Source organism: Citrobacter sp. 506 (assembly GCF_050434985.1).
Classification (GTDB): domain Bacteria; phylum Pseudomonadota; class Gammaproteobacteria; order Enterobacterales; family Enterobacteriaceae; genus Citrobacter; species Citrobacter braakii.
Genome location: NZ_JBNDJN010000007.1, coordinates 120,473 through 138,046, shown reverse-complemented (window position 1 = coordinate 138,046; position 17,574 = coordinate 120,473). Strand labels below are relative to the sequence as shown.

12 protein-coding genes are annotated in these 17,574 nt (G+C 54.0%); 6 read left to right on the top strand and 6 right to left on the bottom strand.

Going from position 1 to position 17,574, the window contains the following annotated elements:
- Window positions 1-158: 158 nt before the first annotated feature.
- The 3 genes from ppc to ABIE10_RS21800 all read left to right on the top strand — a co-directional run bounded on the left by ppc (window position 159) and on the right by ABIE10_RS21800 (window position 5,700).
- Window positions 159-2,810 (top strand): phosphoenolpyruvate carboxylase, encoded by a 2,652-nt coding sequence (ppc, locus tag ABIE10_RS21810; protein WP_016157932.1) that lies wholly within the window; start codon window positions 159-161, stop codon window positions 2,808-2,810.
- Window positions 2,811-3,019: 209 nt separating this feature from the next.
- Complete coding sequence (locus ABIE10_RS21805) at window positions 3,020-4,753, top strand: phosphoethanolamine transferase CptA (protein ID WP_047497602.1); 1,734 nt, start codon at window positions 3,020-3,022, stop codon at window positions 4,751-4,753.
- An 86-nt stretch (window positions 4,754-4,839) separates the two neighbouring features.
- Window positions 4,840-5,700 carry a helix-turn-helix transcriptional regulator gene (locus ABIE10_RS21800; RefSeq protein ID WP_032947284.1) on the top strand — a complete coding sequence of 287 codons (861 nt, stop codon included), beginning with the start codon at window positions 4,840-4,842 and terminating at the stop codon, window positions 5,698-5,700.
- On the opposite strand, the gene ABIE10_RS21795 is transcribed toward ABIE10_RS21800, so the two are convergent.
- The 5 genes from ABIE10_RS21795 to ABIE10_RS21775 all read right to left on the bottom strand — a co-directional run bounded on the left by ABIE10_RS21795 (window position 5,687) and on the right by ABIE10_RS21775 (window position 10,704).
- Complete coding sequence (locus ABIE10_RS21795) at window positions 5,687-6,043, bottom strand: PTS fructose-like transporter subunit IIB (RefSeq protein ID WP_016155282.1); 357 nt, start codon at window positions 6,041-6,043, stop codon at window positions 5,687-5,689. The genes ABIE10_RS21800 and ABIE10_RS21795 overlap by 14 nt on opposite strands.
- 1 nt (window position 6,044) lies before the next feature.
- A complete protein-coding gene (locus ABIE10_RS21790; RefSeq protein ID WP_429157036.1) occupies window positions 6,045-6,923 on the bottom strand; it encodes a [formate-C-acetyltransferase]-activating enzyme in 879 nt (292 codons plus the stop codon).
- A complete protein-coding gene (locus ABIE10_RS21785) occupies window positions 6,889-9,186 on the bottom strand; it encodes a formate C-acetyltransferase (RefSeq protein WP_429157034.1) in 2,298 nt (765 codons plus the stop codon). The genes ABIE10_RS21790 and ABIE10_RS21785 overlap by 35 nt, the downstream gene beginning before the upstream one ends.
- A gap of 103 nt (window positions 9,187-9,289) precedes the next feature.
- Window positions 9,290-9,610 carry a PTS fructose-like transporter subunit IIB gene (locus ABIE10_RS21780; RefSeq protein WP_016155279.1) on the bottom strand — a complete coding sequence of 107 codons (321 nt, stop codon included), beginning with the start codon at window positions 9,608-9,610 and terminating at the stop codon, window positions 9,290-9,292.
- 14 nt (window positions 9,611-9,624) lie between these two features.
- Complete coding sequence (locus ABIE10_RS21775) at window positions 9,625-10,704, bottom strand: PTS fructose transporter subunit EIIC (protein ID WP_003825153.1); 1,080 nt, start codon at window positions 10,702-10,704, stop codon at window positions 9,625-9,627.
- Between the two features lie 308 nt (window positions 10,705-11,012).
- Here ABIE10_RS21775 and ptsP point away from each other — a divergent pair, with 308 nt between their 5' ends.
- The 3 genes from ptsP to gldA are packed head-to-tail and all read left to right on the top strand — an operon-like array spanning window position 11,013 to window position 15,308.
- Window positions 11,013-13,514: a phosphoenolpyruvate--protein phosphotransferase gene (gene ptsP / locus ABIE10_RS21770; protein WP_429157049.1), complete on the top strand. Its 2,502-nt coding sequence runs from the start codon at window positions 11,013-11,015 to the stop codon at window positions 13,512-13,514.
- Between the two features lie 15 nt (window positions 13,515-13,529).
- On the top strand, window positions 13,530-14,192 hold the full coding sequence (fsa, locus tag ABIE10_RS21765; protein ID WP_141876155.1) for a fructose-6-phosphate aldolase: 663 nt from the start codon (window positions 13,530-13,532) through the stop codon (window positions 14,190-14,192).
- Window positions 14,193-14,204: 12 nt separating this feature from the next.
- Entirely contained in the window at window positions 14,205-15,308 is a 1,104-nt protein-coding gene (gene gldA / locus ABIE10_RS21760) for a bifunctional L-1,2-propanediol dehydrogenase/glycerol dehydrogenase (protein ID WP_429157031.1), read from the top strand.
- An 85-nt stretch (window positions 15,309-15,393) separates the two neighbouring features.
- Here gldA and katG read toward each other — a convergent pair whose 3' ends face one another.
- Window positions 15,394-17,574, bottom strand: a complete 2,181-nt coding sequence (gene katG / locus ABIE10_RS21755) for a catalase/peroxidase HPI (protein WP_016155274.1) — start codon at window positions 17,572-17,574, stop codon at window positions 15,394-15,396.

The following is a 17,574-nucleotide window of genomic DNA, read 5'->3' as shown; positions in this document are numbered from 1 at the left end:
ATACAAAGTCCGAGAGATTTCGCGTCACAGCAAGGCGGCAAGCGAGCTCATACAAGGAGCTTACATAAGTAAGTGACCAGATGGGCAAGCGCAGCCAACGCCGATGTCGCGCGAAAGATACAGGACGCATAAATTAAAGATGGGGTGTCTGGGTTAATATGAACGAACAATATTCCGCGTTGCGTAGTAATGTCAGTATGCTCGGCAAAGTGCTGGGGGAGACCATCAAGGATGCGCTGGGAGAGAACATTCTTGACCGCGTAGAAACAATCCGTAAGTTGTCCAAATCATCCCGCGCCGGCAATGAAGTCAATCGCCAGGAGCTGCTCACTACGCTGCAAAACCTGTCTAACGACGAGCTGCTGCCGGTTGCCCGCGCGTTTAGCCAGTTTCTGAACCTGGCCAACACCGCCGAGCAGTACCACAGCATTTCGCCAAAAGGCGAAGCAGCCAGCAACCCGGAAGTGATTGCTCGCACTCTGCGTAAACTGAAAGAGCAGCCCAACCTCGATGAAGCCACCATCAAAAAAGCCGTCGAATCTCTCTCCCTGGAGCTGGTTCTCACTGCCCACCCGACCGAGATCACCCGCCGTACGCTGATCCATAAAATGGGTGAAGTGAACGCCTGTCTCAAGCAACTTGATAACAAAGACCTCGTCGATTACGAGCGCCATCAGCTGATGCGCCGTCTGCGCCAGTTGATTGCCCAGTCCTGGCATACGGATGAAATCCGCAAGCTGCGCCCAAGCCCGGTTGATGAAGCCAAATGGGGCTTCGCGGTGGTTGAAAATAGCCTGTGGGAAGGCGTACCGAATTATCTGCGCGAGCTGAACGAACAACTGGAAGAGCATCTGGGCTATAAGCTGCCCGTTGATTTTGTCCCGGTTCGCTTTACCTCCTGGATGGGCGGCGACCGCGATGGCAACCCGAACGTAACGGCGGATATCACCCGTCACGTGCTGCTACTCAGCCGCTGGAAAGCGACCGATCTGTTCCTGAAAGACATTCAGTTTCTGATTTCTGAGCTGTCGATGGTGGATGCCACACCGGAACTGTTGGCGCTGGTGGGCGAAGAAGGCGCAGCAGAACCTTACCGTTATCTGATGAAAACCCTGCGTTCACGTCTGATGGCAACCCAGGCCTGGCTGGAAGCCCGTCTGAAAGGCGAGAAATTACCGAAACCTGCGGGACTTCTCACCCAAAACGAACAGCTCTGGGACCCGCTATATGCGTGCTATCAGTCTCTGCAGGCCTGTGGCATGGGCATTATCGCCAATGGCGAATTGCTCGACACCCTACGCCGCGTGAAATGTTTCGGCGTACCGCTGGTACGTATTGATATTCGTCAGGAAAGTACCCGTCACACTGAAGCCCTTGGCGAACTGACCCGTTATCTGGGCATTGGCGACTACGAAAACTGGTCGGAAGCGGATAAACAGGCTTTCCTGATCCGCGAGCTGAATTCCAAGCGTCCGCTGCTCCCACGTAACTGGGAGCCGAGCAACGACACCCGCGAAGTGCTCGACACCTGCCGGGTCATTGCCGAAGCCCCGTATGGCTCCATTGCCGCCTATGTTATCTCAATGGCGAAAACGCCATCGGATGTACTGGCCGTACATCTGCTACTGAAAGAAGCCGGTATCGGTTTTGCTATGCCGGTTGCCCCGCTGTTTGAAACGCTGGACGACCTCAACAACGCCGATGACGTCATGTCCCAGCTCCTGAACATTGACTGGTACCGTGGCTTTATTCAGGGCAAACAGATGGTCATGATTGGCTACTCTGACTCCGCAAAAGATGCAGGCGTGATGGCGGCCTCCTGGGCGCAATATCAGGCGCAGGACGCGTTGATCAAAACCTGCGAAAAAGCCGGTATCGAACTGACGCTGTTCCACGGTCGCGGTGGCTCCATTGGTCGCGGTGGCGCGCCTGCGCATGCGGCGCTGCTTTCTCAACCACCCGGCAGCCTGAAAGGCGGTCTGCGCGTGACAGAACAAGGGGAGATGATCCGCTTTAAGTACGGCCTGCCGGAAGTGACCATCAGCAGCCTGTCGCTGTATACCGCAGCAATTCTGGAGGCCAACCTGTTACCGCCGCCAGAGCCGAAAGATAACTGGCGTCATATCATGGATGAGCTTTCCGATATTTCCTGTGAGCTATATCGTGGATATGTACGTGAAAACAAAGACTTCGTCCCTTACTTCCGCTCCGCAACGCCAGAGCAGGAACTGGGTAAATTACCGCTCGGTTCACGTCCGGCAAAACGTCGCCCAACCGGCGGGGTAGAGTCTCTGCGCGCCATTCCGTGGATTTTTGCCTGGACGCAGAACCGCCTGATGCTCCCGGCGTGGCTGGGTGCAGGCACCGCACTGCAAAAAGTGGTTGAAGACGGTAAGCAAAGCGAACTCGAAGCAATGTGCCGCGACTGGCCATTCTTCTCCACACGTCTTGGCATGCTGGAAATGGTTTTCGCCAAAGCAGACCTGTGGCTGGCAGAATACTACGATCAGCGCCTGGTCAAAAAAGAGCTGTGGCCGCTGGGTGAAGAGCTGCGTCAGCGCCTGGAAGCCGATATCGATGTCGTGCTGGCGATTGCCAACGACTCACATTTGATGGCCGACCTGCCGTGGATTGCCGAGTCCATTCAGTTAAGAAATATTTATACTGACCCGCTGAATGTCTTACAGGCTGAGCTGTTACACCGCTCACGCCTGGCGGAAGAGCAAGGCAATGCACCGGATCCGCGCGTTGAACAAGCGCTGATGGTGACAATCGCTGGTGTCGCAGCCGGCATGCGTAATACAGGCTAACGTCCCCCCTCGTCGCCTTCGTGCTATTGTACGAAGGCGACAACAAAAACTGCTGTCATAACCGCTTCTTTTTCAATATATTCCCGCCTGAATATATTCACATTGTGAATATATCAACAGCAAAACACGATCCTAAGATCGTGATGCTTAAGTTCCTCTTAATATTAAGTCGCTACTCTTGGCGCTACGATTAAAGACAGGCTCACATTATGCAATCCTTACAACTCCAGTCTAAACCTAAATTTAGCTGGAAAGCCCTGGGTTGGGCGCTCCTCTATTTTTGGTTTTTTTCCACTTTACTCCAGGTCGTTATTTGTTTAACCGGATATAGCGGAACTAATGGATTACGCGACTCCTTGCTATTCAGTTCGCTGTGGTTAATCCCGGTATTTTTATTTCCAAACCGTATCCGTATTATTGCTGCCGTCATTGGCATGGTGCTATGGGCGGCCTCGCTGGCTGCTCTGAGCTATTACGTCATCTACGGACAAGAGTTCTCGCAAAGCGTTCTGTATGTGATGTTTGAAACCAATGCGAACGAAGCCAGCGAATATCTCAGCCAGTATTTCAGCCTAAAAATTGTCCTTATCGCCCTGGCCTATACGGCTATCGCTATTCTGCTGTGGACGCGTCTGCGCCCTGTTCATATTCCATCGCCCTGGCGCTATCTGGTGTCGTTTGCGTTGTTATACGGTTTGATTCTGCATCCGATAGCCGTTAACACTTTCATCAAACACAAGCCGTTTGAAAAAACGGTAAATGGTCTCGCCTCACGTATGGAGCCCGCCGCACCGTGGCAATTCATCTCCGGGTATTATCAGTACCGTCAGCAGTTGACCTCACTCAATAGCCTGCTGAATGAGAACAATGCCCTGCCGCCGCTGGCTAACTTCAAAGATAACTCCGGCGATGCCCCACGTACGCTGGTGCTGGTCATTGGCGAGTCAACGCAGCGTGGTCGCATGAGCCTGTATGGTTACCCGCGCGAAACGACGCCAGAACTGGATGCATTGCATAAATCCGATCCTAACTTCACCGTATTCAATAATGTCGTGACCTCACGTCCGTACACCATTGAAATCCTGCAGCAGGCGCTGACCTTCGCCAACGAGAAGAATCCGGACCTGTACCTGACTCAACCGTCTCTGATGAATATGATGAAACAGGCAGGTTATAAAACCTTCTGGATCACCAATCAGCAGACGATGACGGCTCGCAACACCATGCTGACCGTGTTCTCTAAGCAGACGGATAAGCAGTTCTATATGAATCAGCAGCGTACGCAAAGTGCGCGCGAATATGACAGCAATGTGCTGGCGCCATTTAAAGAAGTACTGGCCGACCCGGCACCGAAAAAGTTCATCATCGTGCACCTGCTGGGTACGCATATTAAGTACAAATTCCGCTATCCGGATGGTCAGGGTAAATTCGATAACAATGTCGACCATGTTCCCCCCGGCCTGGATGATGATGAGCTGGAAGCATACAACGATTACGACAGCGCGAATGTCTACAATGACCATATCATTGCCAGTCTGATCAAAGACTATAAAGCGACCGATCCGAACGGCTTCCTGCTCTACTTCTCCGATCACGGGGAGGAGGTATACGATACGCCACCGCATAAAACGCAGGGTCGTAATGAAGACAACCCGACGCGCCATATGTATACGGTACCGTTCCTGCTGTGGACCTCTGAAAAATGGCAGGCTGCACACCCGCGTGACTTCTCACAGGATGTGAATCGTAAATACAGCAGCTCAGAGCTTATCCACACCTGGTCTGATTTAGCGGGATTCACCTACGACGGTTTCGATCCGACCCGATCCATTACCAGCCCGCAGTTCAAAGAGACGACCCGCTGGATTGGCAATCCGTACAAAAAGAATGCCCTGATTGATTACGATAGCCTGCCGTACGGCGATCAAATCGGTAATCAGTAATACTCGTATCGGCCACTCTTAAAGAGTGGCCTTTTTTTATGATGGCGGTTACTGTTTCCCCTGTCTGCTGCCTGCAAGGGATTAACATGTATCACGACGTCAGCCATCTTCTCTCCCGCCTGATTAACGGCCCCACGCCGCTGCGCCAGGTTTATTTTGCCAGCACCAGTAGCTCAACGCCGGAGCTGGCGTATCAGGTCGATTTTCCCCGGCTGGAAATTGTGCTGGAAGGTGAGTTCACCGATAACGGAGTTGCTGGCGCATCCGCGACGTTACTGCCTTGCGATGTGCTATTCGTTCCGGCTGGCGGCTGGAACTTTCCGCAGTGGCTCACACCGGTCACCACGCTCAGCATTCTGTTCGGCAAACAGCAACTGGGTTTCAGCATCGTCCAGTGGGACGGCAAGCAGTATCAAAATCTTACCCGCCAGCACGTCGCGCGGCGTGGGCCACGAATTGGCTCTTTCCTGCTGCAAACGCTCAATGAAATGCAGATGCAACCGCAGGAGCAACAAACCGCCAGGCTAATCGTTGCGAGCTTACTGAGCCACTGCCGCGATCTGCTGGGCAGCCAGATCCAGACCGCATCACGCAGTCAGGCGCTTTTCGAAGCCATTCGCGACTATATTGATGAACGCTACGCTTCGCCGCTCACCCGAGAATCCGTCGCGCAGGCGTTTTACATCTCACCCAATTACCTCTCCCACCTGTTTCAAAAAACGGGCGCTATCGGGTTTAACGAATACCTGAATCACACGCGACTGGAACACGCGAAAACGCTGCTGAAGGGTTATGAGCTGAAGATCAAAGAAGTGGCGCACACCTGTGGGTTTGTTGACAGCAACTATTTCTGCCGCCTGTTTCGCAAAAATACCGAACGTTCGCCGTCAGAATATCGTCGGCAATACCACAGCCAGCTGACGGAGATAAAAGCTAATCCAAAGTAAGATGTGTGTGCTGTGGTGCAGAAAGCAGCTTTCGCACAGCGCTCATCACCCGCTGCGGCTCACGCAGAAATGCGCTAATGCCCGACTGGACGTATCGGCTCTGCGTAAATCGCTCTGCTCCTGCCAGTTCAATATCGGTAATGAGCAACACCGCATCAGCGCGGTTAATATCCTCTTCCGTCAGGCGATTTTCGGTACCCAACGCGCCCTGAGTTTCAATCTTGATGCTCCATTTCTCCTGCTGGCAGAGTTTCTCCAGCCGTTCAGCAGCCATATAAGTATGGGCCACGCCGCTTACGCACGCGGTGACTGCAACCAGATATCGTACAGGTGCGATGGCCATACTATCCTCCTACTGTTACCTGAAATCCGGCGCATTCTGCCATCTTACGTATAAAATCTATCTCTTGCGCCGACGGGACGGGCACTTCTTTCATCGACCAGGGTAATCCGAGCAGCTTGTATTTCGGTTCGCCATATTGATGAAACGGTAGCAGGTGCACCTGCTTTATGCCCAATGATGACAACAGCGTCAACGCCTGCTGCGTGTTCTCTACATTCATCGTGAAGCCCGGAATCAGCGGCAGGCGAGGTATGACATTAATTCCTTCAGCGACCATTAGTCGTAAATTCGCCAGCACGCGCGGCAGGTTCATATTAATGGTCTCACGCGCCAAATGGACATCCATAATTTTGAGGTCAAACAGCACCTCATCGCACTCTCTTGCCAGCGATAACAAACGACTGGCTGGCGCATCGCCAGCCGTTTCAATCGCGCAGCGAACATCCCAGCGCCGCAGACGTTGCAGGAATCGTACGGCAAAGGGCGCTTGCATCAGCACTTCACCACCGGAAAGCGTCACCCCCCCGCCAGAGGTGCGAAAGAAAATATCATCTTTCATCACTTCACGTTCCAGCTCGTCCAGCGAGATATCACGACCGATACGTTCAAACGCACCGGAGGGACACTCATCAGCATCACGTAGACAGGGTGTACAGTGCAGGCATTTACTCTCCCGCCGTACTGTTTCAATACGTGGGGAGAGAGATTCAGGGTTGGCGCACCACGGGCAGTTATGCGGACAACCTTTAAAGAAGACTACCGTACGAATACCTTGTCCATCATTCAGTGAGTAACGCTGAATATTAAATATACGCGCGACGTCCTCGCCACGTGGGTCAATAACCTCACAGCTGATGCGCGGTGCGGCGAATGATGTCATCCTGGATCTCCTTCGACAGCTCGACAAAGAAGGCGCTGTAACCCGCCACGCGCACCACCAGCCCGGCGAAATCTTGTGGGCGCTGCTGCGCTTCTCGCAATGTGTCGGCATTCACCACGTTAAACTGGATGTGCTGGAGCTTGAGCTGGGTAAATGCCCGCAGAAAATCCGCCAGCTTGCGTAATCCAGCCTCACCTTCCAGTGTGGCTGGCGTAAACTTCACGTTCAGCAAAGTCCCATTGGAAAGCAATGTGTTATCCAGCTTGCTGACCGATTTCAATACCGCCGTCGGCCCTTGCATATCCTGCCCCAGCATCGGCGACAGCCCTCCGTCCGCCAACTGTTCCCCGGCGAAGCGACCATCTGGTGTCGCTCCGACGACCGAACCCAGCGGCACGTGCGCAGAGACAGTATATGAACCCGGCGTAAATTGCCCGCCGCGTGGATTCTGGTATTTCTCTACCTCTTTGCAGTAATGACGCAGCAGTTCGGCGCTGATGTTATCTACATCATCAATATCGTTGCCGTATTTTTCGAAGCGGTTAATCAGCCTGGCGCGAATTTTCTCGCCTTCCGCGGTAGCAAAGTTGTCTTTTAGCACCGACAAAAGTTCGTCAAAAGTTAAGCGCTGTTGTTCAAATACCAGTCCATTGAGCGCATGCAGCGAATCGCTCAGGTTCGCAATGCCGATTCCCTGTACGCCGGAGAAGTTATAACGCGCGCCGCCGTCGGTAATATCACACCCTTTATCCAGGCAATCGCTAATAAACGAGGAGAGCAGCGGCACCGGCGCCCAGTCGCGATGACCGATATCGCAGATATTACTGCCTTCGACCATCAACGTAATGTAGTGGCTGATTTTGGCACGAATATGCTTCAACAGGTCTTCGTACGTCAGCGCGCGATTGCCTTCGTTCTCATGCAGGCAGATTTCCATTACTTTCAGCAGATTAAACATGGCGATGTCGTGCAAACCGTATGTTCTGCCTGGAATAGACAGCTCGACACAGCCGACTACCGCGTAATCTCGCGCATCTTCCAGCGAGACGCCACGGTTAAGAAATGCGGGCACCACCACTTCATCATTAAAGATTTGCGGGATGCCGGTCCCGAGGCGAATGGTCTGTGCCGTTTTCATCAGGAACGGCGTATCGATCAACGCGTTCGTGCGCACACCGAGATTTGGTTGCGGCAGTTGTACGCTCTGATAAGCATCAAGGCAGAGAAACGACAGTACGTTTACCGCACTACGACCATTCTCCGTTAATCCCCCAAGCAGTGCGGTGTAACCCGTTGGGAAGCCAGCGAAATAGCGCGCGCTGCTGGTGGATCGCAGCAGTACAATGTCATTGCATTTCACCCATAGCGATTCGAGGATTTCTTTTAAGAATGCAGGATCTTCCCCCTGCGTCAGCGAGGTCTGATAAAACGGCAGCATATACTGGTCGAAGCGTCCGAGTGAGAGCGAACTGGCGTTGGACTCATATTGCAAAATAATGTTCATGTACCAGAACAGCTGACATGCTTGCCAGAAGGTTTGCGGCTTATGCTGGGCGTTATGCCGGGAGTTTTCCGCAATCGTCAGCAATTCCTGACGTCGCTGCGCATCCGGGCAGTTTTCCGCCATTTGTTCTGCCAGCAGGGCGTAACGCAGAATGTGGCTTTGCGAAGCCTCAAGCAGCAGCAGCACAGCCTGATAAAAGTGGTTATCCGGCTGCTGCAGACAATGCGCCCGCATCTGCGCTACCAGTTCGCCAAGCCCGAGATTCAACAGGCGTGGATAATCAATAATGATATGCCCCTGACCTTTATCCGTCTGGTTAACGCTAAAAATCTGCGTACGGACAGCGGCTTTTACCTCATCGGTCATCTGACCGTTGATGAAATCTTTCATCGACCGCTTTTCCCAGTACGGATACAGCACATCGCGATAGAGATGTTTATCCTCTTCGCTGATGTCAAAACGGTCCTGCGGACGGGTTGGAAACTGCTCCAGCTCGTTGAGCAGCCAGTAAGGATCCATTTCCGGCGACATTATGCCCGCCCGCGGTTTAACGGTACGGTTCCCGGCTATCAGTTCCTCATCACGAATCGATATTTCAACTTGCTCAAGAATATATGCGGTGGCTTTCGCCCGCCGCAGAATAACCGGCTCTCCCTCCGTCTGCTGGTGGCTGGCGGTATATAGCAGCGCACGCTCAAGCGAAATTTCGCGGTTATTCTGAAACAGAGCGTTTTTTAAACGTTGGATACGGTTAGTCATGAGGAACTCCTGTAGAAAAACTGATGCCAGATGGCGCTGTGCTTATCTGGCCTACGTATCAGTAGGCCGGATAAGTCGAAACCACCCTCCGGCAAACAAACCGTTATGCGGTTTGCGCAAGGTGTGCGCCAATCTTGTTCATGATGGCGTCGGCACGTTTCACTGCATCGCTGATGTTGACACGAACGATAGTTTTGCCCGCAAAACGCTCTTCAAACTTAATACCAATGTCTTTGGTCAGAATCACCATGTCGGCTTCTGCCACATCCGCCGCGGTCAGTTCGTTTTCCAGACCGATCGACCCCTGAGTCTCAACCTTTACTTCCCACCCCTTGGCTTTAGCGGCGCTTTCCAGCGCTTCAGCGGCCATATAGGTGTGGGCAACGCCAGAAGGACATGCAGTTACTGCGATAATCTTGGTCATGACTCATTCCTCGCTTAATTCATTTCAAAATCTAAATCCAGGTCGTCTTCTTTCTGATCGACCTGAGACACTTTTTTCCGCGCCAGACTTTTCAGTACGTTAACGCACACAGCGGTCACTACAGCCCCCACGGCAACCGCCGCGATATAACCCAATTTTCCTTCCACGACCGGCAGAACAATCAGCCCGCCCCAGCCGGCATAACACTGCGCACCAAACAGCGCGGCGGTTACCGTGCCGCAGGCGGAACCCACCATAATGGATGGGATAACGCGCAGCGGATCGGCGGCAGCAAAAGGAATTGCGCCTTCCGTTACGCCAACGCAGCCCATCACCAGCGCGGCTTTACCGGCTTCACGTTCTTCAGAAGAGAAATTCTTACGACCAATCAGCGTCGCCAAACCTAAGCCCAGCGGCGGCACGCAGATCCCTACCGCGGCGATTGCGACCACGGTATAAACACCCTGCGCCACGCAAATCAGCATGAAAGCGTAGGCAACTTTGTTAATCGGCCCCCCCATATCGAAGGCCAACATCAGTCCCATAATTACCGCCAGCAGCACGATGCTGCCCTGCTGCATACCCTGCAGCCACTCGGTCAGGCTAGTGGTTAACGCGCCAACGGGTTCTCCCAGGCCCCACATCATGATGCCTGCGGTGATAAAGGTGCCGACAATAGGAATAACGAAGATAGGCATTACCGATCGCAATACCTTATGTACGGGGATCTTCTTCAGATAATGGACGACGATACCGCCAATAATCCCGGCAATTAGCGCGCCGAAAAAACCTGCGCCGAAGCTGTTTCCCACCCATGCGCCAATCGCACAAGGGGCGAGAGCAGAACGTTCAGCAATGGAATAACCAATGTAAGCGGCAAGGAATGGCACCATCAACGTCAGCCCTGCGACGCCAATATCAAACAGTTTCTTGAGATTAGGATCGGTCGCCGCATCCGGTACCGCGCCCTTGCCATACAACATGACGGAGACCGCCAGCAAAATTCCACCCGCGACTACGAAGGGGATCATATGCGAAACACCCGTCATCAGGTGCTGACGGGTGTTTTTCAGGATTTGTACCAACTCTTTCATAAGTCGCTCCCAGGCTGCCTAAAGCCCATATCCATAAACTTGTTGCGGAAAACAATAGGCAATCCGACGCGGCGCAAACAGTGGATAAAAAGGCCATTTGCTGGACTTTTGTAATGTCAGCGCAAAAATGCGATCCGCCTCATAACTTGTAGTTTCTCGGAATTTATAGAGGACAAACTGACTTGTGAGGGATATCTCACTTTGATGGTTACATTACATTTATCCAGTTTTTGGCAGATTTGTCAGATGGCAGGCTCAGGCGTTGCCCTTTTATCCTGTAGCGAGAAATCGTTATGGGAGATGAGGCTATGGCCCTGATTGTGGAATTTACCTGTGAGCTGCCCAATGGCGTACATGCGCGCCCGGCAAGTCACATAGAAACGCAGTGCAACACCTTTACTTCGCACATTGAGTGGCACAACCTGCGTACCGAACGTAAGGGTAACGCCAAGAGCGCATTGGCGCTGATTGGCACCGATACTCTGGCAGGTGATAGCTGCCAGTTGCTGATTTCCGGTGCAGATGAACAGGCAGCCCACCAGCATTTAACCCAATGGTTACGTAATGAATTTCCACACTGCGATGCACCGCTAGCGGAAGCCAAAAGCAACGAGCTGGAGCCACTTCCTGCATCCCTCACTAATCTAAACCCACAGTTTTTTCGCGCTCGCACCGTCTGCAGCGGCAGTGCGGGAGGCATTCTGAGTCTGCTCTCTTCGCTGGATCTCAACGCCCTTAACAATCTCCCATCCGCTAAAGATATTGAAACCGAGCAGGCGGCGCTGGATAACGGCTTAACGCTGCTGATGAAGAATATTGCGTTTCGGTTACTCGACAGCGACGGCGCAACCAGTGCGATTCTGGAAGCACACCGCTCGCTGGCAAGCGACCTCTCACTGCGTCAGCACCTGCTCGCTGGAGTATCTCGCGGGTTAAGCTGCGCCCAGGCGATTGTCGAAAGTGCCGGACATTTTTGTGATGAATTCGCCCGCTCCAGCAGCAGTTATTTACAGGAACGTGCGCTGGATGTGCGCGATGTCTGCTTCCAGCTTCTGCAGCAAATTTATGGAGAGCAGCGTTTTCCTGCGCCGGGAAAACTAAGCCAGCCTACGGTCTGTATGGCGGACGAGCTCACACCGAGCCAGTTCCTCGAACTGGACAAAACATTGCTGAAAGGCTTGCTGTTAAAAAGCGGCGGTACCACTTCACACACGGTGATTCTCGCCCGGTCATTCAACATTCCTACGCTGGTTGGCGTGGATATTGAACCCTTAATGCCATGGCTGCAGCAAACGGTTTATATCGATGGTAACGCAGGAGCGGTCATTGTTGCCCCTGATGAATCCGTCGTACGTTACTACCAGCAGGAAGCCCGTATCCAGGATGCCATTCGAGAACAACAACGTATCTGGCTGACCCAGGAGGCGCGCACGGGTGATGGCATCCGCATGGAAGTCGCCGCCAACATCGCCCATTCCGTGGAAGCGCAAGCAGCCTTTGGCAACGGTGCGGAAGCGGTTGGCCTGTTCCGCACGGAAATGCTGTATATGGACCGTACCTGCGCCCCGGATGAGAACGAGCTATACAACATTTTCTGCCAGGCGCTGGAGCCCGCACAGGGACGCAGCATCATTGTGCGCACCATGGATATCGGCGGTGATAAACCCGTTGATTACCTGAATATTCCTGCCGAAGCCAACCCGTTCCTCGGTTATCGCGCGGTGCGTATCTATGAAGAATACGCCGCTTTGTTTACCACACAACTGCGATCGATCCTGCGCGCATCAGCGCACGGTAGCCTGAAAATCATGATCCCAATGATCTCCTCTATGGAAGAGATCCTGTGGGTCAAAGAGAAGCTGGCCGAAGCCAAACAGCAACTGCGTACTGAACACATCCCGTTTGATGAGAAGATCCCGCTCGGTATCATGCTGGAGGTTCCGTCAGTGATGTTCATCATCGATCAATGCTGCGAAGAAATTGATTTCTTTAGTATTGGCAGTAATGACCTGACGCAATATCTGCTGGCGGTCGACCGCGACAACGCCAAAGTTACCCGCCATTACAACAGCCTGAATCCAGCCTTCTTGCGCGCACTGGATTACGCCGTACAGGCGGTACATCGGCAGGGGAAATGGATTGGCCTGTGCGGCGAACTTGGCGCTAAAGGTTCAGTGCTACCGCTGCTTGTGGGACTGGGTCTGGACGAGATCAGCATGAGCGCTCCCTCCATTCCCGCCGCCAAAGCGCGGATGGCGCAACTTGACAGCCGCGCCTGCCGTCAGTTGCTGAATCAAGCAATGGCGTGTCGAACGTCGCTGGAGGTCGAACATCTGCTGGCTCAGTTCCGCATGACCCAACAGGATACCCCTCTGGTTACCGCCGAGTGCATCACGCTGGATAGCGACTGGCGTAGTAAAGAGGAGGTCATCAAAGGGATGACCGACAACCTCCTGCTGGCAGGTCGTTGCCGCTATCCGCGTAAACTGGAAGCCGATCTGTGGGCGCGCGAAGCGGTCTTCTCTACCGGATTAGGTTTTAGCTTCGCCATTCCACACAGCAAATCAGAACATATTGAGCAGTCCACTATTAGCGTAGCGCGCCTGCAAGCGCCGGTACGTTGGGGTGATGATGATGCGCAATTCATTATTATGCTGACGCTCAACAAACACGCCGCGGGCGACCAGCATATGCGTATTTTCTCGCGTCTGGCACGGCGCATTATGCATGAAGAATTCCGTAACGCGCTGGTTAACGCCGCCTCTGCCGACGCTATCGCCAGCCTGCTGCAACATGAACTTGAACTTTAAAGAGGGTGTTTTTGTATGGAACTTTACCTTGATACCGCCAACGTTGCGGAAGTCGAACGTCTGGCACGCATCTTCCCTATCGCGGGTGTCACCACCAACCCAAGCATTGTGGCAGCAAACAAAGAATCCATCTGGGATGTGCTGCCGCGCCTGCAAAACGCCATTGGCGAAGAGGGCATTCTGTTTGCCCAAACCATGAGCCGCGACGCACAAGGCATGGTGGAGGAAGCCAAACGTCTGAGCAACGCGGTCCCCGGTCTGGTGGTAAAAATCCCGGTGACATCCGAAGGTCTGGCCGCGATCAAGATGCTGAAAAAAGAGGGTATCACCACGCTGGGAACCGCCGTGTACAGTGCCTCTCAGGGGCTGCTGGCAGCGCTGGCGGGGGCGAAATATATCGCGCCTTACGTTAACCGTATTGACGCGCAGGGCGGCGACGGAATTCGCACGGTACAAGAACTGCAAACGTTACTGGAACTGCATGCGCCAAAAAGCATGGTACTGGCAGCCAGCTTTAAAACCCCTCGTCAGGCGCTGGATTGCTTACTGGCAGGATGCGAAGCAATCACCCTGCCATTAGACGTAGCGCAACAAATGCTCAATACCCCTGCGGTAGAGTCAGCAATAGAGAAGTTTGAACATGACTGGAACAATACATTTGGTCACATCAACCTGTGAGGGAAATAAAGTATGGATCGCATTATTCAATCACCTGGTAAGTACATCCAGGGTGCCGATGTTATTACCCGTCTTGGCAACTACCTCAAACCACTGGCAGAGCGCTGGCTGGTCGTTGGGGACAAGTTTGTCTTAGGCTTTGCCCAGGGCGCACTGGAAAAAAGCGTCCAGGATGCCGGACTGGCGCTGGAGATTGCACCGTTTGGCGGCGAGTGTTCACAAAACGAAATCGACCGTCTGCGCGGCGTGGCAGAAAAAGCGCAATGTGGCGCAGTACTTGGTATTGGCGGCGGTAAAACGCTGGATACCGCCAAAGCGCTGGCGCACTTTATGGGCGTGCCTGTCGCCATTGCGCCAACCATCGCCTCTACCGATGCACCGTGCAGCGCGCTGTCCGTTATTTACACCGATGCCGGTGAATTCGATCGCTATTTGCTGCTGCCCAATAACCCGGACAGGGTCATTGTTGATACCAAAATTGTCGCGGGCGCACCGGCGCGTCTGTTAGCCGCGGGCATCGGCGATGCGTTGGCGACCTGGTTCGAAGCGCGCGCCTGTTCACGCAGCGGCGCAACCACCATGGCGGGCGGTCAGTGCACTCAGGCGGCGCTGGCGCTGGCTGAGCTGTGCTTTAATACGCTGATAGAAGAAGGTGAAAAAGCGATGCTGGCTGCCGAGCAGCACGTGGTAACGCCTGCGCTGGAGCGCGTTATTGAAGCCAACACCTATCTGAGCGGCGTCGGTTTTGAAAGCGGCGGTCTGGCGGCGGCGCACGCCATCCATAACGGCCTGACGGCAATCCCGGATGCGCATCACTATTACCACGGCGAGAAAGTGGCTTTCGGCACGCTGACGCAACTGGTCCTGGAAAACGCGCCGGTCGATGAAATTGAAACTGTTGCGGCGCTGTGTCATTCCGTTGGCCTGCCGATTACCCTGGCGCAACTGGACATCAAACAGGATATTCCGGCGAAAATGCGCATTGTGGCTGAAGCTGCCTGTGCCAAAGGCGAAACCATCCACAACATGCCTGGCGGCGCAACGCCGGACCAGGTGTATGCCGCCCTGCTGGTGGCTGACCAGTACGGTCAACGTTACCTGCAAGAGTGGGAATAACCGACCAATAAAAATCCCCGCAATTGCGGGGATTTTTTTGTTCATACTATGCCGTACCCGCGCAAGCGACATCCGGCATGGTCTGTTACAGCAGATCGAAACGATCCAGGTTCATCACTTTCACCCATGCGGCAACGAAATCTCTCACGAACTTCTCGTGAGCATCGCTGCAGGCATAAACTTCAGCCACTGCGCGTAGTACAGAGTTAGAACCAAACACCAGATCGGCGCGAGTTGCGGTGTATTTTACTTCGCCGCTCGAACGGTCACGACCTTCAAACAGCTCTTGTGACTCATCAACCGCCTTCCACTCATGACGCATATCCAGCAGATTGACGAAGAAGTCAGTGCTGAGTACGCCAGGGCGATCGGTAAAGACGCCGTGCTGGCTACCATCAAAGTTGGTGCCCAGTACGCGCATACCGCCCACCAGCACGGTCATTTCCGGTGCGGTTAGCGTCAACTGCTGCGCTTTGTCGATCAGCAGCGACTCGGTGGTCGACACGTCAGGACGAGCGCGGTAGTTACGGAAACCATCGGCAATCGGCTCAAGCAGTTCAAACATCTCAATATCCGTTTGATCCTGACGCGCATCCACACGACCCGGCGCAAAAGGTACCTTGATGCTGACGCCCGCAGCGCTAGCCGCCTGCTCGATACCGACAACACCGGCCAGCACGATAATATCGGCCAACGAGGCAGTATGGGCAGACTTATAAATACCTTCCAGCACAGGCAGAACGCGTGCCGCAGTGGCATTCACATCCCAGCCACGTTGTGGGTCCAGCGCCAGACGCGCACCGTTAGCGCCGCCACGTTTATCCCCGCCACGGAAAGTCGATGCCGAAGCCCACGCTACCGATACCAGTTCGCCCACGGACAGTCCGGAAGCAGCGATGGTCGCCTTCAGCTTCAGGATATCTTCTTCGCTTGGGTTGAAGAACGCATGCGGTAGCGGGTCTTGCCAAATCAGATCTTCTTTTGGCACTTCCGGTCCAATGTAACGCGATTTTGGCCCCATATCGCGGTGCGTCAGTTTAAACCACGCACGGGCAAACGCTTCGTTGAACGCTTGCGGATCGTTCAGGAAACGGCGAGAGATCTTCTCGAACTCAGGATCGAAACGCAGCGTCAGGTCGGTAACCAGCATCGTCGGCTTGCGTTTTTTCGACGGATCAAACGGATCGGGAATAATTTCTGGCGCGTCAACCGCTTCAAACTGAATCGCGCCTGCCGGACTGCGAGTCTGCACCCACTCATATTTGAACAGGTTCTCGAAGAAATAGTTGCTCCATTGGGTAGGCGTCTGCGTCCACACCACTTCCAGACCGGAAGTAATTGCATCCGCGCCCGCGCCACTACCGTAGCTGCTGGCCCAGCCCAGGCCCTGCGCTTCAATCGGTGCGGATTCTGGATCGGCGCCAACGTGCGATGCCGCTGCTGCGCCGTGGGTTTTGCCCAACGTATGACCGCCGCCAATCAGCGCCACGGTTTCTTCGTCGTTCATCCCCATGTTACCGAAGGTCGCGCGAATAGCCGCTGCCGCAGAAAGCGGTTCACCGCTATGGTCCGGCCCTTCCGGGTTCACATAAATAAGGCCCATTTCGGTGGCGCCCAGCGGCGCTTTTGCCAGCTCTTCCGGATGACGGTGAGTCAGCCAGGCTTTTTCATCACCCCAGTTTACGTCGAGATCCGGTTCCCAGACATCTTCACGACCGGCACCAAAGCCAAAGGTACGGAAACCTGAGTTTTCCAGCGCCACGTTACCCGCGAGGATAAACAGGTCGGCCCAGGAAATTTTCTGACCATATTTCTGCTTGATTGGCCACAGCAGACGACGTGCTTTATCAAGGCTGACGTTGTCCGGCCAGGAGTTCAGTGGTGCAAAACGCTGCTGTCCGCGACCCGCGCCACCGCGTCCATCGATAGAGCGATAGGTTCCCGCGCCGTGCCATGCCATGCGGATAAACAATCCGGCATAGGTTCCCCAGTCAGCGGGCCACCACGGTTGAGATTCGGACAGAAGGGCTCTGAGATCCCCTTTCAGGGCAGAATAGTCGAGTTTACTAAACTCTTTGCGGTAGTCGAAGTCCTCACCCAGCGGGTTCGAACGGTTGGAATGTTGGTTTAAAAGATCAACGCGGAGTTGATTTGGCCACCAGTCGCGGTTGTTCGTTCCTGCTCCCGCGCTCTGATCGTGACCGCCTTGATGAAAAGGACACTTACCGGCAGTTGATGCGTTTTGGCTATCGTCGGACATGCTCAT

Excerpts from the sequence above, each read along its gene's own strand:
- ABIE10_RS21790 (WP_429157036.1), bottom strand. The coding sequence starts at position 6,923 with ATGACATCATTCGCCGCACCGCGCATCAGCTGTGAGGTTATTGACCCA.
- ABIE10_RS21785 (WP_429157034.1), bottom strand. The coding sequence starts at position 9,186 with ATGACTAACCGTATCCAACGTTTAAAAAACGCTCTGTTTCAGAATAAC.
- katG (WP_016155274.1), bottom strand. The coding sequence starts at position 17,574 with ATGAGCATGTCCGACGATAGCCAAAACGCATCAACTGCCGGTAAGTGT.
- ABIE10_RS21795 (WP_016155282.1), bottom strand. The coding sequence starts at position 6,043 with ATGGCCATCGCACCTGTACGATATCTGGTTGCAGTCACCGCGTGCGTA.
- ABIE10_RS21800 (WP_032947284.1), top strand. The coding sequence starts at position 4,840 with ATGTATCACGACGTCAGCCATCTTCTCTCCCGCCTGATTAACGGCCCC.
- gldA (WP_429157031.1), top strand. The coding sequence starts at position 14,205 with ATGGATCGCATTATTCAATCACCTGGTAAGTACATCCAGGGTGCCGAT.
- ptsP (WP_429157049.1), top strand. The coding sequence starts at position 11,013 with ATGGCCCTGATTGTGGAATTTACCTGTGAGCTGCCCAATGGCGTACAT.
- ABIE10_RS21775 (WP_003825153.1), bottom strand. The coding sequence starts at position 10,704 with ATGAAAGAGTTGGTACAAATCCTGAAAAACACCCGTCAGCACCTGATG.
- ABIE10_RS21780 (WP_016155279.1), bottom strand. The coding sequence starts at position 9,610 with ATGACCAAGATTATCGCAGTAACTGCATGTCCTTCTGGCGTTGCCCAC.
- fsa (WP_141876155.1), top strand. The coding sequence starts at position 13,530 with ATGGAACTTTACCTTGATACCGCCAACGTTGCGGAAGTCGAACGTCTG.
- ABIE10_RS21805 (WP_047497602.1), top strand. The coding sequence starts at position 3,020 with ATGCAATCCTTACAACTCCAGTCTAAACCTAAATTTAGCTGGAAAGCC.
- ppc (WP_016157932.1), top strand. The coding sequence starts at position 159 with ATGAACGAACAATATTCCGCGTTGCGTAGTAATGTCAGTATGCTCGGC.